This window comes from Limnothrix sp. FACHB-881, assembly GCF_014698135.1.
Taxonomy (GTDB): domain Bacteria; phylum Cyanobacteriota; class Cyanobacteriia; order CACIAM-69d; family CACIAM-69d; genus CACIAM-69d.
Genome location: NZ_JACJSN010000014.1, coordinates 105,700 through 131,809 on the forward strand (window position 1 = coordinate 105,700; position 26,110 = coordinate 131,809).

The window sequence follows — 26,110 nt, forward strand, 5'->3', positions numbered from 1 at the left end:
TGTTTTTGAGGAATCCAGCAGACTCTAAGAAAATTGCTGTTGAGCCATGGGCATGGCCTAACTCTACTTTACCTCAGGGTTATTCAGTATCCCTATACGATGGTAGTAGCTAAGGCTCTTGATCGTGAGCCGATCGCCGTTTCGCGAGAGTTTTGGGTAAGATAGCGCGGTGGAACGCTGTTTCCGTCTTCCTCGTCCCTGTAACCCGCCCCGTGAGCGGTCGCCGGCCCGTTGTATATCAAGCAAGTTGAAATCACGAACTTCAAATCCTTTGGCGGCACGACGCGAGTTCCCTTGCTGCCCGGATTCACCGTGGTTTCGGGCCCCAACGGTTCCGGTAAATCCAACATTCTCGATGCGCTGCTGTTTGCCCTCGGCCTCTCCTCCTCCAAAGGAATGCGCGCCGATCGCCTGCCCGACTTGGTGAACCAGGGACAAATGGGCAAGGGCCAAGGCAAAGGCAAGCGATCGACCGTGGAAGCTGCCGTTACTGTCACCTTTGATCTGAGCGAAGAAGCCGCCCTGCTGGCCACCGTTTCCGCCGAAGCCGCCGAAGACTTGCCCGGTTTGCGCGATGCCGACGGCCAGCCCCTCAGTGAATGGACTGTCACCCGCAAACTGCGCGTCACCCAACAGGGAACCTACACCTCCAACTACTACATTGGCGGCGAACCCTGTACCCTCAGCGAGTTGCACCAATCCCTCTCGAAGCTGCGGATCTATCCCGAAGGCTACAACGTGGTGCTGCAAGGGGACGTGACCAGCATCATTTCCATGAACCCCCGGGAGCGGCGGCAGATTGTTGATGAGCTGGCGGGGGTGGCCAACTTCGATCGCAAAATTATCCAAACCAAGCAAACCCTCGAAGAGGTGAAGGAGCGCGAAGATCGCTGCCGCATTTTGGAGCAGGAGTTGCAAATTCAGTGCGATCGCCTGGCCAAAGACCGCACCAAGGCTCTGAAATATCAACAAATTCGCCAGGAAATGCAGGGCCAGCAAGGGCGCTTGGCGGTGGTGGATTGGCTGCTGGAACAGTCGAAGGTGGAGCAACTGCGCCAATCGATCGCCCAGCGGGAACAGGATTTGGCGCAGTTAGCCGATCGCCTGGTGGTGGAACGGGCGACAGTCGAAACCCAGGCGGCGGAACTGGAGCGGCTGAACCAAATGGTGAAATCCCTGGGGGAGTCGGAACAAATTGCCCTGCAAACGGAGCTAGCCACCCACCGGGCCCAACGGGATCAGGTGCAACGCCAACAAACGGAGCTGACCCACCAGCAGCAAACCCAACAACAGACGATCGCCCGGTTAACGGCGGAGGTGGCGGAGGTCGATTGCACCGAGGCCGCCTTGGCCGCCACCGGGCCGGAATTGCAAGAGCGCCTGGAGGAATTGCAACAGGCCCACGATCGGGCGGCGGCCAACCTGAACCGGGCCCGGGCTGAGGCGGCGGAGTTGGCGGAAGCGTCCCAGGCTTGGGTGCAACAGCAAACGGACTTGCGCCACCAGTTGGAGACGATCCAAGCGTCGATCGATCCCCAGCGCACGGAGCGGGCCACCTTGCAGGAGCGGCTGAAGCAAATCGAAACCCAGTTGGCGGAAATCGCCACGGAATGGGAGCGGGCGGGCGATCGCCTCAATGAGCACGATCGAGAATTCCAAACGGTCGATCGGCAAACCCGCAGCTTGGAACCCCAAATCCAAACGGCTGCCGAACAGTTGGCCGCCGCCGAGCAGGAATTGCAGCTCCAACAGAAAACCCGCAGCCGCTTGCAGGACGAGCAGCGACAAGTGCAACGGCAACTGGACAAACTGGAAGCCCAAACCCAGGCCCAACGGGAAGCCCAAGGCACGTTTGGGGTGCAATTGCTGCTGCAAAGTGACTTACCGGGCATTTGCGGCCTGGTGGCCAATTTGGGGCAGGTGGAACCGCCCTATCAGGTGGCCTTGGAGATTGCGGCCGGGGCGCGGCTGGGCCATTTGGTGGTGGAAGATGATGCGGTGGCGGCGGCGGCGATCGAAATCCTGAAACGGGAGCGGGCCGGGCGTGTCACCTTCTTGCCCCTGAACAAAATTCGCGGCGGTGGCGGCGGCGAGTCGGCAGCCATGGCTCGGGGTCGGGCGGCGGTGGCGGGTTGGCTGGATTATGCGGTCAACCTGGTGGATTTTGACGATCGCTACCGGAACATTTTTGAGTATGTGTTTGGCGGGACGGTGGTGTTTGAGCGGTTGGATCAGGCTCGATCGCTCCTGGGTCGCCATCGGATCGTGACGCTGGATGGGGAGTTGCTGGAGACCAGCGGGGCGATGACCGGCGGCAGTATGCAAAAGTCCCGGGGCGGCCTTCGGTTTGGCGGCGGCGAACTGACGGAGGAGGCGAAGGCGGCGGCGGAACTGCGCGATCGGCTGCGGGATATTGATCGGGTGTTGGGCCGTTGTGATGGGGCGATCGCCCAGGCTCAACTGGACAGCCAGCGCCACACCCAAACCCTGAACGATTTGCGCCAGGCCCGCCGCGATGCCCAACGGCAACTGGAGCAACTGCAAGCGGCCCTGACGGCCACCACGGGCCAGCGAGATCGCCTGGCCCAACAGCGCGATCGCCTAACCCAGGAACTGACCACCAGCCGGGAACGCTTGGCCCAGCTCGATCGGGCCTTGCCGGCCGCCGAGCGCCAGTTGGCCAACCTGCGCCAGGCGATCGCCCAACTGGAGGACTCGCCCGCCCACAGCCAATGGAGCGAGGCCCAAACGGAAATTCGCGATCGGGAATCGGTGCTCTCACAATTGGCGGACAATTTGCGATCGGCCCAAGCCCAGCATGCCGACCAAGCCCGCGAAGTCGATCGCCTCAGCCAACAGCGCCAACAACTGGCGCAACAAATCGCCCAAGCCACAGATCAGCTCACCACAGCGGGCGATCGGCTCCAACAGCTTCAGCAAACCCAAACGGAATTGGATCAAGCGATCGCCAATCTACAAGGGCAAATTGCGGCTTTGGAAACCACCCTTGGCGAAACCAAACAACAGCGCGATCGCCAAGAAACAGTGCTGAATCGTCAACGCCAAGCGCTCCAAACCCTGGAATTTCAGCGCGATCGGCTCCAAGAAACCCAACAACAACAGCAAGCGGAATTGCAAGAGTTGGAAAACCGAGCTGAGGGCGATCGGCCCGATCTACCGCCCGACTCGGAACCCCTGCCCAGTGATCCCGCTGAATTGGCCGCCCACCGCGAGCAACTGGATCAAACGATTCGCACTTTGCAGCGCCGATTGGAAAGTCTGGAGCCGGTGAATATGCTGGCCCTGGAAGAATACGATCAAGTGCAAGGCCGGCTGAATCAACTGAGTGAAAAGCTGGCGACGATCGAGCAGGAGCGCACGGAATTGTTGTTGCGGGTGGAAAATTTCACCACTCTGCGCCAACAGGCATTTTATGAGGCCTTTGATGCGGTCGATCGCAACTTTCAAATCATCTTTGCCGAGCTATCCCAAGGCGACGGCCGCTTGCAACTGGATGATCCCGAAAACCCCCTAGAAAGCGGCCTCAACCTGGTGGCCCACCCCAAAGGCAAACCGGTGCAGCGGCTGGCTTCGATGTCCGGCGGCGAAAAATCCTTGACGGCCCTCAGTTTCATTTTTGCCCTTCAGCGCTACCGCCCCTCGCCGTTCTATGCCTTTGACGAGGTGGATATGTTCCTGGATGGGTCGAACGTGGAGCGCCTGGCCAAAATGGTAAAACAACAGGCCGCCGAAGCGCAGTTCATTGTGGTTAGTTTGCGCCGTCCCACCATTGAAGCGTCCGATCGGGTGATTGGTGTGACCCAAGCCCGAGGCGCGCAAACCCAAGTCCTGGGCGTGGTGTTGTAACAAAACTCTCATCCTGACGGGCGATCACCTAAAAATCGCACAAATTACGTAACGATAGGCAATAAGTCACTTAAATGATCGAAATGTGATCGCGCCGGTTGCAGTCGCCAGAATCATGCGCGATCGACTCCTGAAGACTCAGCGCGATCGCTTGCCCAAATTTGCACCATAAAATAAATGAAGAGGGGGATCTGCTCTCCCTCTTTTGGGTTTGGAGCAAACAACTCGATTGAGGTCATTGGGTCAATACCCCCAGCAATCTTCTAGGAGGTTTGCCATGTCGATCGCCCTATTACCGGAACCTGCAATCATTACCGCTGATGATTATTTAGCCCAAGAAGTTTTGGCTGAAACTCGCAATGAATATCGCAATGGGGTAGTTGTTCCAATGACAGGGGGTACACCGGAGCATAACGAAATTGCGAGTGTCTTGAATGCTCTGCTCAGAATCGCTTTAAAAGGCCAGGGATACAGCATTTTTGTGGCGGATCAGCGGCTGTGGATTCCGGAGCCAAATTTATATACCTATCCTGATGTGATGGTGGCAAAGCGACCCATCGAGCGGAAGCCCGATCGCACCGATACGGTAATGAATCCGATCCTGATTGCTGAGGTACTTTCCAAATCAACAGCGGCTTACGATCGCACTGAAAAATTCGCCGCCTACCGCACGATCGCGAGTCTGCAAAACTATCTGTTAATTGATCAATATCAGCCCCATGTGGAACTCTATGCCCGAACGGGGGATCAGCAGTGGCTGTTCAGTGAATATGGGCAATTGAGCGATCGGGTGTTGCTCGATCCACTTACGGTAACAGTAAATCTCTCTGACCTCTATGAAGCGCTGGAGTTTTAGTGAATGATGCCAATCGCCCTATTACCGGAACCTGCAATCATTACCGCTGATGATTATTTAGCCCAAGAAGTTTTGGCTGAAACTCGCAATGAATATCGCAATGGGGTAGTTGTTCCAATGACAGGGGGTACACCGGAGCATAACGAAATTGCGAGTGTCTTGAATGCTCTGCTCAGAATCGCTTTAAAAGGCCAGGGATACAGCATTTTTGTGGCGGATCAGCGGCTGTGGATTCCGGAGCCAAATTTATATACCTATCCTGATGTGATGGTGGCAAAGCGACCCATCGAGCGGAAGCCCGATCGCACCGATACGGTAATGAATCCGATCCTGATTGCTGAGGTACTTTCCAAATCAACAGCGGCTTACGATCGCACTGAAAAATTTGCCGCCTATCGGACGATTGCGAGCTTGCAAAACTATTTGTTAATTGATCAATATCAGCCCCATGTGGAACTCTATGCCCGAACGGGGGATCAGCAGTGGCTGTTCAGTGAATATGGGCAATTGAGCAATCGGGTGCTGTTGGATGCGGTGTCGGTGGAATTGCCGCTTGCGGATTTGTACGAAGCAATTGAGTTTGGCGGCGAGGCTTGATTCAATCCGCGATCGGGAGCACCGGTTCAAAATATTTCACAAATTCCAACAAGTTGCGACCATCCGGCTGGGGATCATAGCTCAGGCGATCGGCCACCCGATTCAGAATGGTCAAGCCCCGTCCGCCACCGCTGAGCTTCTCAATATCAAGAGTTTCTGGGGGTTCGGGAGTTTGCCCCCGTTCCAACACCGCCTGCCGCAAGTCAAACGGTTCCCCATGATCCCAAAGGCGCAACGTCAAGGCTGTGGCCGTGAGTTCTGCCTCCAGGTCGATCGGCGTGTCGCAAGGGTGTTGGCGATGGGCATGGCGCACCGCATTCGTGAAAACCTCCGCCAGCACCGAGAGGCATTGGAGCCACACAGTACGAGGCACGTGGGGGCGATCGAGCGTGTCAAACCAGTTCAAAACGCGATCGAGCACCGCCAAATCGCTAGCAATGCGAAGTCGAATCGTTTGGTTTACGCTGGGAGTCAAAGCATCCAACCTCTGCGGCGCGTTCAAGCAAAGCGTTCGGAATTCTCAGGCCTTCAGTCTCAACCCTGAATTTTAGCCACGCCATCCAAGGCATTGTGCCAAAATCAGCCGTAGTCCGTACCATTCCAGGTACTCCACTGATAGCTCACGATTCCTACTCCAGCCAGGGCGGAATTCCCGTGACCGAGACTCGTCCGTTTCGGGGCGCGATCGCAACCCGTTGCACGTTGTGGCCCAGGCCCAGCCGACTCAACCCTCAGCCGCCAATCCCAGGGACAATTCGTGAAGGATCACGCATTACTCCCCAGGCTAACTTGCTTCGGAGGATGGCTCAACCCTTCCGGACTATTCGGCTGGAATGGCGGCAATCCCCATCGAAGCTCATCCCTGGTGCCCACGCTCGGTGCTCATCTACATCAAGGGCCGATCGGACTCGGCGCGATCCCGTTGTCATCGGCTCAATTTGGTTCGCCTGATGTCATTTGATTGACCCCATTCGATTGACCTCATTTGCCCCATTTGATTTGTTTACGCGATACGGCGTATTTCATCCGGTGCATTTCATCTGGCTTCTTTCATTCACTCGGTTCATTTCAGTGCAACGGCTGCATCTTACGCCGACATTACGCTTAAGACATCATGCCTCAGACATCACGCCTGAATTGACCAACACTTGGGTTGCTCCTCTTGTTCCATCTTGCCACCACTGCCTTGACCTATGTTCCGTCTGCTGATTATCGATGACGATCCCACCATCCGCCGCCTGCTAGAGCGCACCCTGACCAAACAGGGCTATGAGGTGTTGGTTGCAGAAGATGGTGTTGCTGGTTTGGAGTTGGCCTGTAGTCAGCAGCCCGCTCTGATCATTTGCGATTGGATGATGCCGAAGATGGACGGCATTGAGGTTTGTCGGCGGGTCAAGCTGGAGGCCAATTTATCCTCCACGTTCTTCATTTTGTTGACCTCCCTTGGCTCCGTGGACGATCGGGTCAGGGGGTTGGATGCCGGAGCCGATGACTTCCTGTCCAAGCCGATCGAGATGAACGAACTGAAGGCCCGGGTGCGGGCGGGCCTGCGGCTACATCAACTGAATCAGGACTTGAAGGAACAAAAGCGGCTGTTGGAAGAGGAAATGGCCGAAGCGGCCGATTACGTCAAAACCCTGCTACCCGCACCCATGGACGGCGCGGTGGGTATTTCGGCCAAATTTGAACCATCCAGCCGCTTGGGGGGTGACTGTTTCGATTTTTATTGGCTCGATGACGATCGACTCGTGGTTTATCTGGTGGATGCGGCGGGCCATGGCCTGAAGGCGGCGCTGCCCTCGTTGTCAGTGTTGAATTTGCTGCGCTCCCGATCGCTCCCGATCCAAGACTATGGCAGCCCCAGCGAGGTGTTGCGGGCCCTGAATGGCGCGTTTCAAATGAACGATCGCAACGACAAATACTTCACCGCTTGGTATGGGGTCTACAGCCGCCGCACCCGGAGCTTGGCCTATGCCAGCGCTGGCCATCCGCCCGGAATTTTGCTCTCGCCCAGCAAAGAATCGTTACCAACGGCTCAACGCCTCCGAACGGTGGGGCTGCCCGTTGGCATGTTTGCGGAAGCGAAATATAGCGAGGCCTTTTGCGAAGTCCCACCCGGCAGCACGCTCTACATCTTCAGCGATGGCATTTACGAACTGGGAATGCCCGATGGTACTGTTTGGGGGCTGGATCCCTTCGTGGAAGTGCTGCGGGAATGTTGGGCGGTTCCTGAGCGGGGAGCCGTGGAGCAAATCGTGAATCGGGTACAGGACTTTAATAGTGGCCGCAGCTATTTTGAGGATGACCTCTCCTTATTACGGCTGCAATTTGCTTAAAGACTGGGAAGATGCTGAAGGTAGGGAGCAGTTTTGGGGATTTTTGTGGAGATATGGCGGGGAGATTGCGGAGCGGCTTTGGCCACTTGAGGCAATTTCAGCAGCCCTTGAAGCCATTTGAGGCTACCCAAGGCCGTTTTTCAGATGCACTAACCGAGCGATCGGGTGGCGATCGGGTGATGCTCCAAGGGCGATCGATTACTGGCTAGTTATCGGGGCATTTGGGGATTGTTATCGCCTATCCAGCGCGATCGCGTAGCGATCCACACGCCAACCCCTAAAATGGTTAACCGAACGCAGGCCGCATTTCCCTGCAACCTAGAAATGGCAATTGTTTCAAGCGCTCAACGGATTTAATTCCCTATGGACTTCTCAACCGTTGCCTCACAGCTCAACGCTTGGGCAATCCTGCCAGAAGGTATTGTCATTTTGACCCTCCTGGCAGTCTTGTTAATCGATCTCGTGTCCGGGCGGGCCGCATCGCGCTGGACTCCTTATGTGGCCGTGGCCGGTCTGTTGGGATCCGTGGTGGCCCTGTGGCTCCAGTGGAACCCGGAAGACCCGGTTTCCTTCCTGGGCGGCTTCAGCAACGACACCCTGGGCAGTGTTTTCCGGGGAATCGTCGCCCTGTCGTCGGCAATCACAATCTTGATGTCGATCGCCTATGTGGAATCCACCGGCACGGCCCTGGGCGAATTCATCGTCATTTTGCTCACGGCAACGGTTGGCGGGATGTTCCTGTCGGGCGCTGACGAGTTGGTGATGATTTTTGTGGCGTTGGAAACCCTCAGTATCGCGTCCTACTTGTTGACGGGATACATGAAGCGGGATCCGCGCTCCAACGAAGCGGCTCTCAAATATTTGCTGATTGGGGCTTCTAGCTCTGCCATCTTCCTCTACGGCGCTTCGTTGCTCTATGGCCTCTCGGGCGGCCACACCCGCTTGGGCGAAATCGCTGCCGGAATTGCCAGCAACCCCACCACGCCCCAAATTGGGATTGTGGTGGCGCTGGTCTTCGCGATCGCGGGGATTGCCTTCAAGATTTCGGCTGTGCCCTTCCACCAATGGACTCCCGACGTGTATGAAGGCTCGCCCACTCCGGTGGTGGCCTTTTTGTCCGTGGGTTCCAAGGCGGCTGGGTTTGCCCTGGCCATTCGCCTGTTGGTGACGGCGTTCCCGCTGGTGTCGGAACAATGGCACTTTGTGTTCACGGCCCTGGCTATTCTGAGTATGGTGCTGGGGAACGTGGTGGCCCTGGCCCAAACCAGCATGAAGCGGATGCTGGCTTATTCCTCGATCGGGCAGGCCGGCTTCGTGACGATCGGGCTGTTGGCCAACACGGCCGACGGCTACGCCAGCATGGTGTTTTACCTGTTGGTTTATTTGTTCATGAACCTGGGCGGTTTCGCCTGCGTGATTCTGTTCTCCCTGCGCACGGGCACGGATGAGATCAGCGAATACTCGGGGCTTTACCAAAAAGATCCCCTGTTGACCTTGGGGCTGAGTGTGTCGCTGCTGTCCCTGGGTGGCATTCCGCCCCTGGCTGGCTTCTTCGGCAAGATCTACCTGTTCTGGGTGGGCTGGCAAGCGGGCCTGTATACCCTGGTGCTGTTGGGCTTGGTCACCAGCGTGGTTTCCATCTACTACTACATTCGTGTGGTGAAGATGATGGTGGTGAAGGAACCGCACGAAATGTCCGATTCGGTGAAGAACTACCCGGCCATTAGCTGGAAACTCCCGGGGATGCGTCCTTTGCAAGTGGGCTTGGTGTTGTCGGTAATTGCCACATCGTTGGCGGGGATTTTGTCGAATCCGCTGTTTGCAATCGCCAATGATGCCGTGACCCAATCGCCGATGCTGCAAGCTTCGCTGAAGTTACCGGCGGCAACGGCTAAGGCTCCGGTGGTCGATCGGGCGGTGTCCTTGGCTCCGACCCTTGAACCCTAGGTCAGCCTGGGTAACATTCTGGACAATACTCTGGACAACATTGAGGAACCCAAATCGGGCAATGGTTTTTCCCGATTAATGGCACTTCAAACGACAAGCCGCCGGATGCTAGACATCTGGCGGTTTTTTTGACGATGTTTTGATGATTTTTGGGTGTTTTCTGGGTGATGTGTTTTCTGGGTGATGTGTTTTCTGGGTGATGATTTGGGCAATTTCTTCGGTATTGGGTTGAGGCTGATTGGGCTGAAATCTTGGGCCATGACCCAGAACGCCTATTGCGCCTGCCGCCCGATCGGGGCATGGTTGTTTTGCAGCGATCGCCCCTTTGGTTCCCGTTGATGGTTATGGATTCGCCCACCCCATCCCCACCGTCCAATCTTGATCCGTCGGCTGCTCCGGGATCCATGGGGGTCGATCGGGCCCATTGGCGATCGCAAATTTTGACCAATCCGATGGCCGCCGAACCCTACGCGGCCTTGGGAGAACTGTTGCGGCAGTCGGGCCAGGTGGCCGGGGCGATCGAGGCCTGGTGCAAAGCCTTGGCCCTGGAACCCCAACGAGAAACTTGGTATGCGGGGGCCCTGGCGGCCTTTGATGGGTGGTTAAAACTGCCATCGATTTATGAAACCGAGGCCGCCCTCTGGCAGGCGCGATCGAACTATGCCCAAGGATTGGATCGGCTGATCGGCCTCACGCGATCGCACCCGGCCCTGATGCAGTTGGCGCTCCAGGCGATCGCCCTGCGGGTTCCGTTCTATTTGAACTACCAGGGCCAGGACGATCGGGCCTTGCAAGCACAATATGGCGCTTGGGTGTGCCAAACCTTAGCCACGGTTTTTCCTGATTTAGCCCCCTTGCAACCCCGCCGGCCCCGTGAGCGATCCTCAGGCGATCGATTGCGGATTGGCTATTTCAGCAGCCATTTTTATCACCATTCCGTGATGAAAACCCACCTGGGTTGGTTGCGCCACGCCGATCGCGATCGACTGGAAATCTATAGCTACTATGCCGGTAATCGCTGGGATGCCACCACAGACGAAGCCCGCCGCCTGAGCGATCGATTTGCCTTTTGGGAAACGGGCAACGACTTCAATCCCCAGCGCTATGCCGCCTTTTGTCGGGCCGCCTGGCAAGATCAGCTCGATGTGGCGGTGATGCTGGATGTGGGTATGGATTCGGTGATGTATCTGATTGGGGGTTGGCGGTTTGCACCTGTCCAATGTGCCACCTGGGGCCATCCGGTCACCACCGGCCTGCCCACGGTGGACTACTACCTCTCAAGCGATCGGATGGAACCGCCCCAAGCCGAAACCCACTACAGCGAAACCCTGATCTGTTTACCGGGATTGGGCATTGCCTACGATCGCCCCCCGATCGCCCCCCAGCCTCAGCTCGATCGGGCCCAATTGGGCCTGGCTGACGACGAAGTGGTTTATCTCTGTTGCCAATCGTTGTATAAGTATTTGCCCCAAGCCGATCGGCTCTGGGTGGAAATTGCCCAAGCGGTTCCCCGATCGCGCCTCGTTTTCCTGGCCAGCCCTTTTCCAGAAGCGGCCCCGCCCTTTGCCCAGCGCCTTGCGGCCGCCTTTGCGGCCGCCGGCCTCGCTTTTGCCGACCACTGCACAATCCTGCCGCCCCAATCCCAAACGCAATTCTGGCAACTGAACCAACTGGCCGATGTGTTCCTCGACTCGATCGACTGGTCCGGTTGCAACAGCGCCCTGGAGGCGATCGCCGCTGGTCTCCCCGTCGTCACCCTCCCCGGAGCCTTGATGCGCGGTCGCCATGCCGCCGCCATCCTCACGGAATTAGGGCTGACGGAAACCATTGCCCAAACCCCCGAAGACTACTGTGATTTGGCGATCGGGTTAGGGTGCGATCGGGCTTGGCGGCAAAATCTTCGCTTAGAAATCGCCCAGCGATCGGCCCGCATATTTGACCAAATTCACGGTGTGCGGGCCCTGGAAACCTTCTATGAATCCGCCGTGCAGCGTCGCCAACAGGAATGCACCCCCTGCCCGATCGCCCAAGCTGGAACCTAGCGATTTCCACGCCATAGAATCCGCCAGCGGGCGCAGAGCCGCACGCCTGGTTCACTCGATGTGAGAAACGAAAGAGCCAATCCGTCACCAGCCACCAACTTCAAAACCCGATCGCTCCACAGCCAAACACCCACAAAACAAAACAAGGGGCCTTGGCCCCTTGTCAGTCAGCATTCCTGATTACCGATTGATCACCGATTGGTCACCCATTGACCATGCAATCAGATCGTGCGCACTGCATGATCACGCAATGCTCAATGGAAATCGTCACGATCATGATGAGCCGAAACCACCAGATTCGAGCTTAGTTGCCTTCCACCTGTTTCAGGTGAATATGCTTACGGCCCAGGGTAATTTCAAACTCATCACCCGGCTTCAGATCCATTTGCTTGGTGTAAGCCGAGCCAATCAACAAATTGCCATTCGACTGCACCGTAATCCGATAACTTGCACTGCGGCCACCCCGACCATTGGGCTTTGCTTTGTTATCGAGTTCAATCCCTTCCGCGTCAATCAACGCGTTATAGAACTTCATCATGTTGACGCGATCAACGCCATCCTTGGTCGTGGTGTAGTAACCACAGGCCCGCGCCTTTTCTTCCTTGCTGGCGTTTTCCAGTTCCTTGACCTTTTCCAGTAGTTGGGCACCGGTCAGGGGTTGCGGGTCGGTCTTTTTGCGCTTGCTCATTGCTGTTTTAATCCAACAGGCTGGTCAATCTAGAGAGTAATGAATGAATTCACTGATACAGCGTTTGCCGGATCTCAGGCGAAAGGCGAAGATGATCGCGGCAATGGCTGCAAATCGGAATTGTTCCGATCCACAGCTTCCTTCTTGCCAGCAAACGCCTTTGAACATCCCAGCGATTCCCAAAAGATTCCCTGGGACAAGTTGCTTGAATCGGAAGATTGGGGAGATGAGTTCCACCAACCAAGCCGAGCGGTGTTTTTAAACTTCAAGAAGGTAATTTCATGCTAGCATCAGGCTCCATCATGGTACACGATTTGTGTTAAATCGCTAGTGGTTTTTTCAAAAAATCAATGATTGTCTGATTCAGTGGATCTGCTGACAGGATCTCCAAACATCCCTATTCTCGTCTGAGGAGGGATTAACCATCAGAATTTTGCAAGATCAGATGGCGATGCTGGCGTTCTTGCACCATCGAAGCACCGTGGTCGGCAGCAAACTTGAGGAATGATCTTGATAATCTTCGCGGCACAAGAACGGCGCACTGGGGGCGATTTAGCACCGGTTCTGGGAGCAAAACGGTACGATCGGGAGTCATGGTTCCAGCCATGAAGCTAACCGCTCGCGGACGCTACAGCATCAAGGCGATGCTGGATCTCGCCTTGCAACGCGGTCTTGGCCCTTGTCCTGTCCGCGCCATTGCCCAGCGCCAAAATATTCCAATGCCCTATCTGGAAAAATTGCTCATTGAGCTGCGGCGGGCGGGGCTGGTGGAGTCGCTGCGGGGCACTCGAGGTGGCTATCAACTGGCCCGCGACCCTAAGGAAATTTTTTTGGGAGAAATTCTGCGGGCGGTGGGCGAATCATTCACCGCTGCGCTGGGGCAAGAGATGGGTGCGGATTTGGCAGAAGATTGGGTAATGCGATCGCTCTGGAAGCGGCTGGCTCAGAAAATTGGTGACGCGCTCGATCGAATTTCCCTAGAGGATCTTTACTTTGATGCCCGCAGTTGGCAGGCGGCTAAAGGCCAAGACAGTAATTTCATTATTTAGGAAGATTCAAGGTTGCCAGACCCCTTGGCCGGCTCGATCGATCCCAGCCCATTCCCACTGTAGAATTCAACAGCGTGGCGATCGCCCTTGGCCCCGATCGAAGGATCTTTTGCGGGCCGTTGCCTTGGCCCAGATGGGCGATCGCGCTGGGCCTGAACTCACCGCAATTGGGGGCCCCAGATGGCAAGATTTTTTCGTGAATCCTGCCCTGCTTTGGGAAAATCGCAGCGGTTGTTTGAGTTGTCAATCGTCCCGCAGTGAGCACCCAAAACCGTGCCTTGCGAACAGACTTCGCGCGGCTACTCCGCAAATAATCGCACCCCAGAATACCGCAAATGTGTGAATCATCCACCAGATTGATCCAAACAGTTACGATTTAATTTTTTAAATTAGTTTTCTAAATTATTCCCAACCGATTCCCATTGGTAACCATGACCCCCACCAATCCATTTCTGCGTTTGGATTACGAACCCGCTTTTCAGTCACTGGGGGACGATTATTTTGACCCGGTGGCGGCCGCTGAATTTCCGATGCATCAACTGCGCTTTCGGAACGATCACCTGCTGCCGAAGCTGGGGCTAGATCCTGCGGCGGTTCGTGACGATGATTTTGTGGCGGCCTTTGGGCAATTTGTCGGGCGGGAACCGCTGCTGGCCATGCGTTACCACGGCTATCAGTTTGGGGAATATAACCCACGATTGGGCGATGGACGGGGTTTTTTATATGGCCAAGTGCGAGGCCAAGACGGCGTTCTTTATGATTTGGCTACGAAAGGATCTGGCCAAACCCCCTATTCCCGCAACGGCGATGGGCGCTTAACCCTCAAGGGTGGCGTGCGGGAAGTGTTGGCAACGGAGATGCTCGATCGGTTGGGGGTCAACACATCACGCACCTTGTCACTGATTGAAACGGGCGAAAAGCTGTGGCGAGGTGATGAACCCTCACCCACGCGATCGTCCGTGATTGTGCGGATGGGAGCAAGCCACATTCGATTTGGCACATTTGAGCGACTGCACTATCTGAAGCGGCCTGATTTAATCGATCGCCTGTTGGCCCATGTGCTGGAAACCTACTATGGCCATTGGGTGGGCGATCGGGATTGGCAAGCCAAGCTCTATGCCGAATTGGTGGAGCGGGTGGCGCGGCTTTGTGCCCAATGGATGGTGGCGGGGTTCTGCCATGCGGTTTTGAACACGGACAATATGCTGATCACGGGCCAGAGTTTTGACTATGGCCCCTATGCTTTCATTCCCACTTACGATTTGCGATTTACGGCGGCCTATTTTGACTATTACGGCCGCTATGCCTATGGCAATCAGCCCACCATTTGTCGCCTGAATTTAGAGCTGTTGCAGCGGCCGTTGGGGATGGTGATGCCGGTGGCGGATCTGGAAGCTGGACTGGAGCGATTTCCAGAGCAATATGCCCAAGAATATCGCCGGTTAATGGCGGCCCGGCTGGGGTTTGAGCATTTGGCAGAAGCGGAGGCGGATGATTTGGTGGAGGCAACGGTGCAATTTTTAGCCGTTTCCCAAACGCCCTATCACGCTTTCTTTGCTAAACTGCGCAGCCATTTTTCCCCCAGTTGGCGCGATCGCCCGGAAGACTATGCCAGCGATCGCCCCTTTTGGGTGGGCCCTGCTGACAGCAACCCCCAAGGGGAAACCCTGGCCTATTGGGGAAAATGGTGTGAAGTTTATGGGCGAATTTTGCAACAACAATCGGATCAGGAGTTGGCTACCTTGGCCGACCAACTCCAGCGGGCCAACCCATTGGTCACGATCGTCCGGCCAGAAATTGAGCGCGTTTGGGAGGCGATCGACCAGGCCGACGATTGGCAACCCTTCGCGGAACTGCTGCAAGCGATCGGCGCGTAGGCTCGCAAGTCGGCAAAAGCTGTAATGATTGGCCACATCAGGACGGCGGTTCCGGATTTTTGTTAAAACGGCAATATTGCAGCCCGATCGAGCCGGCCCAATTCCGCAAGCTCCCACCCTGGTGATTCAGGACAGTTGCTGGAGTCGCTGGTGGATCATCTGCCGCTGAGGAGATTGTTTTTCAACATAGGTTTGGGGTGATCCGCATGGCGACATTTAAAACCGAAGCCCAAAAAAGCTGCTACGAGAAAATCTTTCCCTGGCTCCAAGGGATTTGGTCTGATGTGGTGATTGATATGGAAGCGCCCCATCCCACGGCTTACATCACCGCCGGTTCTGCCTGTGTGTTGGTGGAGGTGTTGCCCTGGGGGGATGATGATGCGGTGGTGAACACGCGCTCCTATGTGGTGACCAATGTGGATTTGTCGCCGGAGCTGATGCACTATCTGTTACGTGAGAATGATCGGTTGCTGTTTGGGGCTTTTGGCATCGATGCCGATGGTGATATTTTCCTAAACCATGCGATCGTGGGTTCTGAGTGCGATCGCCCGGAATTGGAAGCATCGGTGCAGGCGGTTTTGTCCTTGGCAGATGAATATGACGATGCGATCGTCTCGCGCTGGGGCGGTCAACGGGCGGTCGATCGCGTGCCCAGTTTGACCTAAAGCTTAAGAGACCAAATTGATGAGACAAGAACAATGGTGCGAAGGGCAATGGCGCAAAGAACGGTGGCGTAAAGGGCAATGGCGCAAAAGGCTCATCCTAATCAGTGGCTCCGTTGCGAGTTTGTGCTTAGCCACAACGGCCAGGGCGATCGCGCCGTCGCTGCCACAACCCAACTTGACTCCGTCCGCCGATCACTGGGTGGCCCAACCCCCTAACTCCGAAGGGGCGATTGGTCAGGAATCTGCGGACTTTTTTGCCAACCGAGCCCAAGAACGGCTCCGTAATCGCGACTTCGCCGGGGCGGTGGCGGATTTTTCCAAGGCGATCGAATTGCAACCGGCGGGTCAACTGCCCCCCGCCCAACTGGCTTGGCTCTATTACAACCGGGGCAATGCCCAATGGAACTTGCAGGCGGCGGAAGCGGCGATCGCGGACTATACCGAAGCCCTGCGTTTGGATCCACAGTTGACCAACGCCCTGGTGAATCGGGGGGTGGTGCGGCGGGCCCGGGGCGACCTGGCCGGGGCGATCGCGGACTATTCAGCGGCCCTGAGTCAAAAAGAGGATGACCCAACCATTCACTACAACCGGGGCAATGCCTATCGCGATCAGCAAAATTGGGCCGCGGCTTTGACGGATTACGATCGGGCGATCGCCCTCGATCCCAACTACGTGAATGCCTACATCAACCGGGGAACGGTTCACCGCCAACGGGGCGATGGGGCCGCGGCCTTAGCGGATTTTGACGCGGCGATCGACCGGAATCCCCAATCGGCGGAAGCCCTGTTTAATCGCGGTGTGTTGCGGTTTGATCGGGGCGATCGGCTGGGTGCGGCGGCGGATTTGGATCGGGTGGTGACCCTGCGGCCCCAACAGGCCAGCGGCTGGGTGAAGCGCGGCCTGTTGCGCCACATTGCGGGTGATCGCAACCGGGCCATGGCTGACTACGGCCAGGCGATCGCGGTTGATCCCCAAGTGGCCGAAGCCTATAACCTACGCGGGTTAGGCTACTTCCAAATGGGACAAATTCGGGAGGCCCTGGCGGACTTAAACCGGGCGATCGAACTCGATCCGCTCTATGCCAATGCCTACGTCAACCGAGGGATGGTTTATCATCAACGGCGCAACTTTGAAGCCGCGATCGCGGACTATTCAGCGGCCCTGCGGGTGAATGTGGACTATGCGGAAGCGTTCCACGCCAGGGGGTTGGCTCGGGCCGGGATGCGCGATTGGCTCGGGGCGATCGCGGACTATTCCGAGGCCCTGCGGTTACAGCCCGCCTATGCCAACGCCCTGTTGAATCGGGCCAGGGCCCATCGTTCTTTGGGCGATCGGGTGGCCGCGCGGGCCGATCTCCAGGCGGCGGAAGTGATCTACCGCGATCGGCAGGATCAAGCCGGGTTGCAACAATTGCGGGAATTGCGGAACGCGCTCTAAATTCCACACCAAGCTCGAAACGCAGACAAGGGGCTTAAGCCCCTTGCCCCGACGGCGATCGGCGCTTTGCAGATACCCTCTGTTTGCCCCGAGGACGATCAGTGCTTTGCAAGTCCCCTCCGTTAGTTTTCAGCTTCTTCAGGATCGGGATCGGGCGCAGGTGTTTCCGGCGGCTGGCGAGATCCATAGCGCGGTTTGGCCTCAGCGGCCTTCAGAGGCGATCGCCCGGAAGATGAACTGGGCAGCAAGGTGAGTTGGCCCTTGGCGCGATCGGGTGGGGCCGCCGACTGGGCAGCGGGGCGGCGGCGATCGCTCGTGCGTTCCTCCACCGTGTCCGCCGCCACCACCTCGTAAAGGATGGCCCGTTTGCCCGGTTCACTGCCCTTGCGCAAAATTCGTCCCAACCGCTGAATGAACTGTCGAGTGGAACCGCTGCCCGCCAGGAAAATCGCCACCTTGGCATCGGGCACATCCACCCCTTCATCCAACACATTGGCCACAACGATCGTGCAATAGTCCCCCTGTTTGAACTTTTGCAGAATTTCGTGGCGCTCCTTAACCGGCGTTTGGTGGGTGATGGCGGGGATCAAGAATTCCTGGGAAATTCGATAGACCGTGGCGTTGTCATTGGTGAAAATCAACACTCGATCGGGGTGATGTTGAGCCAATAAATCCGCCAATAGGCGCAATTTACCGTCGGTGCCGAGGGCGATCGCCTTGGCCTCGTGGTGTGCCAACAGGGCCCGGCGGCCTTCGGCCGATCGGGCAGAGACCTGGATAAACCGCTGCCACCCGTCCAAGGAGCCAAAGCTAATTTTCTGCGATCGTAAAAATTGATTCCGGGTTTGAATCAAGGTCTCGTAGCGGGCCCGCTCCCGATCGGCCAGGTTCACCCGAATTTGCACCACCTCGTGATCGGCCAAGGCTTGGCCCGACAAGTCTTCCGGTGCTTTGCGATAGACCTCGGGCCCAATCAGCTCATCCAAGTCCACATGGCGACCATCCGCCCGATCGGGCGTGGCCGTCAGCCCCAGGCGGTATGGGGCGATCGAACAGTCGGCGATCGCCCGATAAAACTGGCTGGGCAAGTGATGACATTCATCAAAAATCAACAGGCCATACTGATTGCCCAGGGTTTCGGCATGGATGGCGGCGCTGTCGTAGGTGGCCACCAACAGGGGCGTTCGATCGCGCGAGCCACCCCCCAACAACCCCACCGCCACATCGGGAAACGCCGCCGACCAATGGGCATACCACTGGTGCATCAAGTCCAGCGTGGGCACAATCACCAAGGTGCTGCGCGGCGTAGCCACCATGGCCATTTGGGCCAAGTAGGTTTTGCCCGCCGCCGTTGGCAACACCACCACCCCTTGGCGGCCCGCCTGCTTCCAGGCCGCCAGAGCCTCTTGCTGGTGGGGATAGGGTTCCATTTGCAACCGGGGTTGCAGTTCCAAGGGGGCAAATTCCTTGGCCTCGTCCTGAAACTCGATCGCCTCGGCCCGCAATCGTTCCACCAGCGATCGGTATTGATGCGCCGGAATCCGAAACTTTTCGATGCGATCGTCCCAAACGGCCCATTCAATCCAACTGCGGCCCTTGGGCGGTGGATGCAAAATCAGAGTGCCGCGATCGAAACTTAAGCGGGGCAACCGAGCCATGGGCAGCGCAATCGGATGGATCTGATAGATCTGATGAATCTGATAGAACAGAAATGAAATTGCAGTAATGGTAGCCCGGTTTGGGTTAATCAACGGAGAGCGCCCTATGGTGGCTTGGCGATGGCACTGGTTAGCAATGGTGACGATTTCGCTCCTGGGGGGATCGGTCAGCCTCGGCGGGCCCGTGACGGCGGCCGGGCGTTTGATCCCCAACGATCAACTGCCCCAGTCCCGCCCCCTGCTCCCCCACCGGGCCCAAAGTCCCGAGGTCGATCGCCTCATTCAACAAGCCGATGAATTGTTCTATCGCCAAGATCGATACGCCGAAGCTGCCCGGTTGTACCAACAGGCGATCGACCAAGGGGGTGTGAATCGGCCCGAGGCCGTTGGCCCCCTGGCCCAATGTCTGATGCTGTTGGGGCGGGATGCGGAGGCCATTCCCCTGTTGCGGCGCTTTGCCAACGGAAACCCGGGCAACGAAACTTGGCTGAGTCGGTTGGCCATTGCGGAATATCGCACCCGCGACTATGCCGCCGCCGAAAAGCATTTGCTGATGGCGATTCAGTCTTGGGAAACCAAACGAGCCAGCGGCGACTTAAACGATATTCAACGGGTGACGCTGCTGGAGCAGCAAAGCTACGCCTATCGCCAACTGCTGCGAACGCTGATTGCCCAAGGCAAAATCGAGGCGGCTTTGGAGTGGGCGGAACGGGGTCGGGCCCGGGCCTTGGTGGAGGTGTTGATGCAACAGGCCGCCCGCCAGCCCACGGCCGAGTCCCTGTCGATCGGGCAAATTCGTCAACTGGCCAAACAGCTCAACGCAACCCTCGTCACCTATGCGGTTTTGGGCAAGACCCCGAAGATTATTGGTGATGAATTCGAAGATGACTCGATCGTCGCCATTTGGGCCGTGCAACCCAATGGGTCGATCGCCTTCAAGGAGGTGGATCTCGCCCAAGTGTCCGCCAAATCCCTCACGGAATTGGTGTTGGCGGCTCGGGGAGCCATGACCGCTGTGTTGCCCACCGCTGGCAGCGCCACCACCGAGCTAAAACGGCTCTACCAATTATTGATTGCCCCGATCGCCCCTCAATTGCCCCGCGATCCAAGCCAGCGCTTGGTATTTGTGGTGCAAGGGGCCACTAACCTAGTTCCCTTTGCGGCTCTCCAGAATCCCAACGGCGATTACCTCGTACAAACCCAGACGATCGCCACAACGCCATCCCTTCAGGTGTTAGCCATCGCCGAACAACGCCGTAAAACGCAAACGCCTGCGGCCCAGCCCGGCCTAGTGGTGGGTAACCCGGTTTTAATGCCGGAAGTACCCGCCGGCCCGGATGGCCAACGGGAGCGGCTGGCTCCTTTGCCCGGAGCCGAAACCGAAGCCCAAGCGGTGGCTCAAATGTTGGGCGTGCAACCGCTGCTGACCGATCAGGCCACCAAAAGCGCGATCGTGGCTGAAATGCCCAATCAACGGATCCTGCATTTTGCTACCCACGGGGTCTTGGATCTGGATGCCAATTTGAACGAGTTTGGCCGCCCGCGCGATCCCAACGCCCCCAAAGCTCGCCAGGGCGGCGTAATTGTCAGTCCTGGCTCTGTGATCATTGGTGGCAATGTAACGGTCAATGGCAACAATGCCAACCTCGCCTTAGCGGGAGAAGGCGTGGTGCAGCCGGCCGTTCCGGGCCTCTTGGCCCTGGCTCCCTCCCGAGGGGATGATGGTCTGTTACGAGCCGCAGAAATCGCCACCATGCGCTTGCAAGCCCAGCTCGTGGTGTTGAGTGCTTGTAATACTGGTCGGGGTCGCATTACGGGTGATGGGGTGATGGGTCTGGCGCGATCGTTCCTAGTGGCCGGCGTGCCCACGGTGGTGGCTTCCCTCTGGAAAGTGCCCGACAACCCCACCAAAACGCTGATGATTGCCTTTTATCAAGCACTTCAGCGCAATCCCGATACCGCTGTCGCCCTGCGTAGCGCCATGCTGGAAACCATCAAACAGCATCCAAATCCTCGGGACTGGTCCGCTTTTATCACCGTTGGGGCCCCTTAGGGCGAAAAATCAATCAAACCCTCTCAAAATTCGGCTCGTTGAACCGTCACGAGTAACCCTGCGATCATTAGACCTCTTGCACGAATCAGCTCGTTGCCCTCACCCCCCAACCCCTTCTCCCAAGGTGGGCGAAGGGGAGCCAGAACTGCTGGGTTACGGCGATCTCGTGGCGGGTGATCAAGTCCCTCTCCCGACTTGGGAGAGGGATTTAGGGTGAGGGTCTTGATTAATGCAAGAGGTCTATTGCCTGTCCCGAGCGATCGCTATTCAAGGGCGACCATTGATGCTTCAATTTTCTGGATGATTTCGATTGCCCTTCCCGGATTTTTTCTGGTTTGCCTGATGGGTACTTTATGGACAGTTAGCTCCCTTGGAAACCGTTGGGCCACCAACGCCCTTGGGAGTCAAAACTGGCCATCAAGACTGTTCTTTTCCAGGAATTTGCCCAAAAATTTACCTAGAGGTTGAGTTGGGGATGCTCCTGACAATGACCTCAAAGACTCGCTTAGAGGATGTCTGAAAAGCCACAGCTACGACTTATCGGCCTCATCGATCGACGCAAACCAGGGGCTTGGGGGGTGTCGTCATTGTGCGGGGTGATCCCGAAACAGTTGATCTTCCGCGCCCTGTTGGTGCTTGGTAACTCATCCAAAATACTTTTCAGACATCCTCTGAGAAAGAAATTGACCGAGGGACTGACCGAGGAATGGGCTTCGGACTTGACTGGTGAACTGGCTTGAGAATTGGCGTGAGAACTGATTTGGAGAATTAGCTTGAGAGTTTGCTGGAAAGTTTGCCGGAGAGTTTTGATCGCGACCCCATGATTCAACCACGCACCATTCAAGTTTGGGTTGGGGCTGTTTTGGTAATCACCATTCTGCCGTCACTGTTTGAGTTGGCAGGGGTGTCTTTTTCCACGGTGATTCAGCCCTTGGATCCGACGGTCATTCCTGCCATGACGGATCCTCGCTTTGTGCAGGATCCGGAATTGGTGGATGGGTTGCACCACATGCTGGCGGGTAGTTTCATCCACACCATTTTGGAATGGAGCGCCTTTGCAGCCGCTACCCTAACGGCGGTATTGGCCTTTTTGCACTTTACGTTGCATCGAGATTTGGTCACCCCGCTGATTGGGTTGGTGTTGTTTTATGCCGGTTGTATGGATGCGTTTCACACCCTGGCCGCCGATCGCCTGATTGATTCTGTCGATAGCTCGGTGGATTTAATTCCTTTCACTTGGGTGCTCTGCCGGTTATTTTCTGGCACTATTTTGACCCTGGGATTGGTTGCGATTACGAACACCAACAGCCATCTTTTGCCCGATCGCTGGCAATGGGTGGGCCGGTCTTGGCTGGGTAGTTCAGCATTAATCGGTTTCGCATCCTTAGGGTTAGGTGTGCTCGCCTATTTAACCATTTGGCTATGCTTAACCAGTCAGAAACTGCCACCCACCTTGTTTCCCGATGCGATCGTAACCCGTCCTTGGGATTTGGGGCCGTTGGTGCTATTTGCCCTTTTGGGTTTGTGGGGATTGCCTCGGTTTTATGAAAAATATCCCAGCTATTTTTCTTTGGCCCTTTGGGTCAGCATGATTCCCCAGGTGGCCACTCAGCTCCACATGGTATTTGGGTCAATGGCCCTGTTTGATTCGGGGTTTAATATTGCCCATTTTCTGAAAATCGTGGCCTATTTGGTTCCCTTCAGTGGGCTTTGCTTGAGCTATGTGCAGGTGAATCGGGAGCGCACGGTGGCCATCGGGGACTTGCGACGGGCCAATGAGTCTCTTACTGAATTGGAGCGTTTATCGAGCGATCGAGCCGCAGTTCTCAATCAAGTGTTGTTGGATTTGCGCAACACCCAAAGCCAGCTCATCCATGCGGAAAAAATGTCCGGCTTGGGCCAGTTGGTGGCTGGCATTGCCCATGAAATTAACAATCCTGTTAGTTTTATCCGGGGCAATTTGCTGTATGCCAAAAACTACACCAAGGATTTAATTGATGTGGTGCGGGCCTATCAGGAAACCTATCCTGATCGCCCGGAACATCTACAGGACTTGGAGGCGGAATTAGATCTACCGTTCATCCAAGACGACTTTCTGAAGCTGATGGACTCCATGCAGAATGGTGTGCTGCGAATTAACTCGATTGTCTTGGCTTTGCGCTCCTTTTCGGGTCTGGATGAGGAGGGAATGAAGCCCCTGAATTTGCAGTCGAGTATTAAGCACGCTTTGTTGATTCTGAATCATCGGCTGACGGGCAACGATTCCATGGCCAAAAAGACGGGATTAAGTGTCAATCTCGAAACGCGCTATGAGGCGGTGTCGCCAGTGTTGTGCTATCCCGACCAAATTAATCAGGTTTTGTTGCATTTACTGACCAATGCGCTGGATGCGATCGAGGAGGCAATTCGCCAAGACCGACAGCGCCAAGACCCCAACTGGCAACCCATGTTGGCTGTGTCCCTGGTCAATTTGGGCGATCGGGTGCGGGTGTTGGTGCGGGATAACGGGATGGGGATTCCTGAATCGGCACGAGATCAGCTTTTTAATCCCTTTTTCACCACTAAGCCGGTGGGCCGGGGAACGGGTTTGGGCTTGTCCGTGAGCGAAAGAATTGTGAAGTCCCATGGCGGACTCATTGAATTCAGCACGGTGATCGGGCAAGGAACGGAATTTCGGGTGGAGTTGCCGATTCAACCGGATCCGCTGACCTAGGGGCACAAAACTTGCCCACTTCCATGAACACCTGGGATCGCGGATTGGATGGGTGATGCTGCGGTGATCACGTGGCTATGATGATAGGCGGCGATGATGATGGGTGCGTAGCCGATACCGGCGGGCTAGTCGTGGGCTAATCAACGGTCAATTCCATGCAGATCAAGATGGCGATGGATATGGAAATGGATATGGAACCCGAAGCGGTCAAAGTTTCTCAAGTTTCTATGGATATCCACGGTGATATTAAGAGCGCACCCCATCCCACCCATCCTCTGAAACATCGCCAGCGGGGCCAGAATCAGCCGAGTCAACATCCCCAGAACCCAATGGGCCAAAGCTGGGGGCGTTGGTTGGGGGCAATGGCGCTGACCTGCTGCGGCCTGGGAGCGATCGCCCCCGTAGCTTCGGCTAATGACACGCTTCCCTTTGGTGCGCCCTTGCCCGGTGCGCCGGCCGCGCCGATCCCCGAGGCTGAAAGGCCCGCTGCTGCGCCCCCACCGCGCTCACCGATTGATGTGGAAGTGTTGGAAGCACCGCGCCCCAGCCCGATCGCGAACCCAACGGCTGCGGAAGAAACCGGCTGGGTGGTGGAGGAGGGAGCTGGCTCGGGGGTGACCATGGTGCAGGAACCTCCAACCACCTCCAGCGCGATCGCCCCAACGAACCCAACCGATCGCAACTTTTTTGAGCCGGTGGTTCCCAGCCAAGGCCGTTATGTGGTCTATGCCCTCGGCGATAGTTTGGGGCTTTTCGAGCAGGTTAAACAACTGTCTCCCACGGCGGCTTTTGTCACCTATCGGGGGCAAACGGCCGTGCGGGCTGGGCTATTTGAGCGATCGATCGATGCCACTGCCCGGGTACGAGAACTGGCTCAACGGGGGATCACCGCTGAAATTGGCGAATTGAGTGAATCGGCAGCTTCCGGATCGGCGGTTTCTGGATCCGATGCCACCGTTAATGCCAGCGTCAATTCTTTCAATCGGGTGCAACCGGTTCGATCGCCCCTGCCCGCTCGATCAGGCGCGGCCGGGTGGTCGCCAGCACGAGACCCCAATCAGAATGAACCGGATCCCAGCGCCCTTTTTGCCAATTTTGAACCCGCTGGCCGTGATCCCCAATGGCAACCTCCCAACAACACGGCTCCGCTCCCGATGGCAGGCCGCCGGTTGCCCCCCTTGGGAAACACCAGCCGATCGCGCAGTTTGCCCGAGCCACCACCGGAACCCATGGCCAGCCTGCCGGACCCGGAACCGATCTTTGCGCCAGCCCCCAGCCGCCTTGCGCCTTTGCCTCGATCGAGCAATCAGCTCCCCAGCACCCTGGCCGCCGCCAGCTCCACGGCAACCAATGACCCGGCCTATTTTGTGGTGGTGACCAACGGGCGATCGCCCCTCGCGCAACTGATTAACCGGCTCAGTGAACTGGGGGTTCCAGCTTCCAGCGTTTTCCCCAACGAAACCGGCGGTCTGCGCATTGGCCCCTTTGCCGACCAATCCATGGCCCAACAGTGGCGATCGCGTCTTGGGGCGGCCAACCTAACCACTGAGCTGATGCAAAACGGTTGGATCATCGACGGCAATAATCCCTAGAACATCCCTAAGGCATCCCTAAGGCGGTCACCTCCGCGTTTATTGCCCCTGATCTTTACATTTGCCCCTAATCTGGCGCGATCGCCCCTTCGCCCGCCGCCAGGGTTTGGCCATGGGCGCAATAGCTCTGCAACAGCTTGAGTCGCTCTTGCATGGTCGATCGCCGCTGGGCAAAGGTCGCTGGTTGACGAGCCATTCGCAAAAATGCCCAATCCGTTTCCAGCAAACGTAACTGTTTGTAAATTTCCACTTGCAGTGATTGCTCCAGGCCGCTGCCCTCCGCCAGCCCCGTCACTGCCACCCGCAGATCGGCCAGCACTTCATTCAGATCCGCCGGAGGCTGGGTTGCCGCTTGCAAGCGCAATTCAAAGCATTCGAGCGTTAATCGTAGTTTTTCGTAGCCTTGATCCGATAAACTGCCATTATCGACTCGTTCAAGCGAGCCAAGCGCTGCCTTTTCGGAATTTGACGCATTTTCACTGATCGAATCGGGAGATTGCATAGGGCGATCGGTTGTAATGAAGGGGCGGGGATCAGGGCGATCGGGTGTAATCCAAAAAACATCAGGTCGTACGTCAATCTAATGTGGGATTGATAGAGTAGAGAGACTGATGGATGAAGGTTCACGCCATGGAATGCCCTCTGTGCGGTCACAGCAAAGCCCATAAACACGGCAGGATGCCCAATGGACATCAGCGCTATCTTTGTCCAGCTTGCCACCAAACCTTCTCC

General features: G+C 56.7%; 19 protein-coding genes. 15 read left to right on the forward strand and 4 right to left on the reverse strand.

Annotated features, from left to right (window positions below; translation table 11 throughout):
* Positions 1 to 231: 231 nt before the first annotated feature.
* The 3 genes from smc (at position 232) to H6G52_RS13390 (ending at position 5,320) form a co-directional block, all read left to right on the forward strand.
* Positions 232 to 3,867 (forward strand): chromosome segregation protein SMC, encoded by a 3,636-nt coding sequence (gene smc, locus H6G52_RS13380; protein WP_190528957.1) that lies wholly within the window; start codon positions 232 to 234, stop codon positions 3,865 to 3,867.
* A 277-nt stretch (positions 3,868 to 4,144) separates the two neighbouring features.
* A complete protein-coding gene (locus tag H6G52_RS13385; protein ID WP_190528959.1) occupies positions 4,145 to 4,723 on the forward strand; it encodes a Uma2 family endonuclease in 579 nt (192 codons plus the stop codon).
* Positions 4,724 to 4,726: 3 nt separating this feature from the next.
* Positions 4,727 to 5,320 carry a Uma2 family endonuclease gene (locus tag H6G52_RS13390; RefSeq protein ID WP_242026377.1) on the forward strand — a complete coding sequence of 198 codons (594 nt, stop codon included), beginning with the start codon at positions 4,727 to 4,729 and terminating at the stop codon, positions 5,318 to 5,320.
* 1 nt (position 5,321) lies between these two features.
* On the opposite strand, the gene H6G52_RS13395 is transcribed toward H6G52_RS13390, so the two are convergent.
* Positions 5,322 to 5,795 (reverse strand): ATP-binding protein, encoded by a 474-nt coding sequence (locus tag H6G52_RS13395; RefSeq protein WP_190528962.1) that lies wholly within the window; start codon positions 5,793 to 5,795, stop codon positions 5,322 to 5,324.
* Positions 5,796 to 6,513: 718 nt separating this feature from the next.
* Here H6G52_RS13395 and H6G52_RS13400 point away from each other — a divergent pair.
* The 3 genes from H6G52_RS13400 to H6G52_RS13410 all read left to right on the forward strand — a co-directional run bounded on the left by H6G52_RS13400 (position 6,514) and on the right by H6G52_RS13410 (position 11,645).
* Positions 6,514 to 7,656 (forward strand): PP2C family protein-serine/threonine phosphatase, encoded by a 1,143-nt coding sequence (locus H6G52_RS13400; protein WP_099532109.1) that lies wholly within the window; start codon positions 6,514 to 6,516, stop codon positions 7,654 to 7,656.
* Positions 7,657 to 8,019: 363 nt separating this feature from the next.
* The gene (locus H6G52_RS13405) at positions 8,020 to 9,603 is read left to right on the forward strand and encodes an NAD(P)H-quinone oxidoreductase subunit N (protein WP_099532111.1); all 1,584 of its coding nucleotides are present in this window, start codon (positions 8,020 to 8,022) and stop codon (positions 9,601 to 9,603) included.
* 251 nt (positions 9,604 to 9,854) lie between these two features.
* Positions 9,855 to 11,645: a hypothetical protein gene (locus H6G52_RS13410; RefSeq protein ID WP_190528964.1), complete on the forward strand. Its 1,791-nt coding sequence runs from the start codon at positions 9,855 to 9,857 to the stop codon at positions 11,643 to 11,645.
* A gap of 304 nt (positions 11,646 to 11,949) precedes the next feature.
* Here the strand turns inward: H6G52_RS13410 and H6G52_RS13415 are convergent, their stop codons facing one another.
* On the reverse strand, positions 11,950 to 12,333 hold the full coding sequence (locus tag H6G52_RS13415; protein WP_099532113.1) for an AbrB family transcriptional regulator: 384 nt from the start codon (positions 12,331 to 12,333) through the stop codon (positions 11,950 to 11,952).
* 39 nt (positions 12,334 to 12,372) lie between these two features.
* On the opposite strand from H6G52_RS13415, the gene H6G52_RS13420 reads away from it, so the two are divergent.
* From H6G52_RS13420 to H6G52_RS13440, 5 genes are all read left to right on the forward strand, one after another.
* The gene (locus H6G52_RS13420; protein WP_190354740.1) at positions 12,373 to 12,621 is read left to right on the forward strand and encodes a hypothetical protein; all 249 of its coding nucleotides are present in this window, start codon (positions 12,373 to 12,375) and stop codon (positions 12,619 to 12,621) included.
* A 317-nt stretch (positions 12,622 to 12,938) separates the two neighbouring features.
* Positions 12,939 to 13,382: an Rrf2 family transcriptional regulator gene (locus tag H6G52_RS13425; RefSeq protein WP_099532115.1), complete on the forward strand. Its 444-nt coding sequence runs from the start codon at positions 12,939 to 12,941 to the stop codon at positions 13,380 to 13,382.
* A gap of 431 nt (positions 13,383 to 13,813) precedes the next feature.
* The gene (locus tag H6G52_RS13430; protein ID WP_190528966.1) at positions 13,814 to 15,259 is read left to right on the forward strand and encodes a YdiU family protein; all 1,446 of its coding nucleotides are present in this window, start codon (positions 13,814 to 13,816) and stop codon (positions 15,257 to 15,259) included.
* A gap of 206 nt (positions 15,260 to 15,465) precedes the next feature.
* Positions 15,466 to 15,924, forward strand: coding sequence for a YbjN domain-containing protein (locus H6G52_RS13435; RefSeq protein WP_099534564.1), 459 nt, complete (start codon positions 15,466 to 15,468; stop codon positions 15,922 to 15,924).
* 19 nt (positions 15,925 to 15,943) lie between these two features.
* Positions 15,944 to 17,362: a tetratricopeptide repeat protein gene (locus H6G52_RS13440; RefSeq protein ID WP_190528968.1), complete on the forward strand. Its 1,419-nt coding sequence runs from the start codon at positions 15,944 to 15,946 to the stop codon at positions 17,360 to 17,362.
* Between the two features lie 122 nt (positions 17,363 to 17,484).
* Here H6G52_RS13440 and H6G52_RS13445 read toward each other — a convergent pair whose 3' ends face one another.
* Positions 17,485 to 19,020 (reverse strand): DEAD/DEAH box helicase, encoded by a 1,536-nt coding sequence (locus H6G52_RS13445; protein WP_190528970.1) that lies wholly within the window; start codon positions 19,018 to 19,020, stop codon positions 17,485 to 17,487.
* Between the two features lie 106 nt (positions 19,021 to 19,126).
* Here H6G52_RS13445 and H6G52_RS13450 point away from each other — a divergent pair, with 106 nt between their 5' ends.
* From H6G52_RS13450 to H6G52_RS13460, 3 genes are all read left to right on the forward strand, one after another.
* Entirely contained in the window at positions 19,127 to 21,073 is a 1,947-nt protein-coding gene (locus H6G52_RS13450) for a CHAT domain-containing tetratricopeptide repeat protein (RefSeq protein WP_190528972.1), read from the forward strand.
* An 820-nt stretch (positions 21,074 to 21,893) separates the two neighbouring features.
* Positions 21,894 to 23,786, forward strand: a complete 1,893-nt coding sequence (locus tag H6G52_RS13455) for an ATP-binding protein (protein ID WP_190528974.1) — start codon at positions 21,894 to 21,896, stop codon at positions 23,784 to 23,786.
* 155 nt (positions 23,787 to 23,941) lie between these two features.
* Positions 23,942 to 25,378, forward strand: coding sequence for an SPOR domain-containing protein (locus H6G52_RS13460; RefSeq protein ID WP_190528976.1), 1,437 nt, complete (start codon positions 23,942 to 23,944; stop codon positions 25,376 to 25,378).
* Between the two features lie 67 nt (positions 25,379 to 25,445).
* Here H6G52_RS13460 and patD read toward each other — a convergent pair whose 3' ends face one another.
* Positions 25,446 to 25,736 carry a heterocyst frequency control protein PatD gene (gene patD / locus H6G52_RS13465; RefSeq protein WP_158234479.1) on the reverse strand — a complete coding sequence of 97 codons (291 nt, stop codon included), beginning with the start codon at positions 25,734 to 25,736 and terminating at the stop codon, positions 25,446 to 25,448.
* 272 nt (positions 25,737 to 26,008) lie between these two features.
* Here patD and H6G52_RS13470 point away from each other — a divergent pair.
* Positions 26,009 to 26,110 (forward strand): IS1 family transposase (locus H6G52_RS13470; RefSeq protein ID WP_190526908.1); only part of this gene is annotated, 102 nt, incomplete at its 3' end.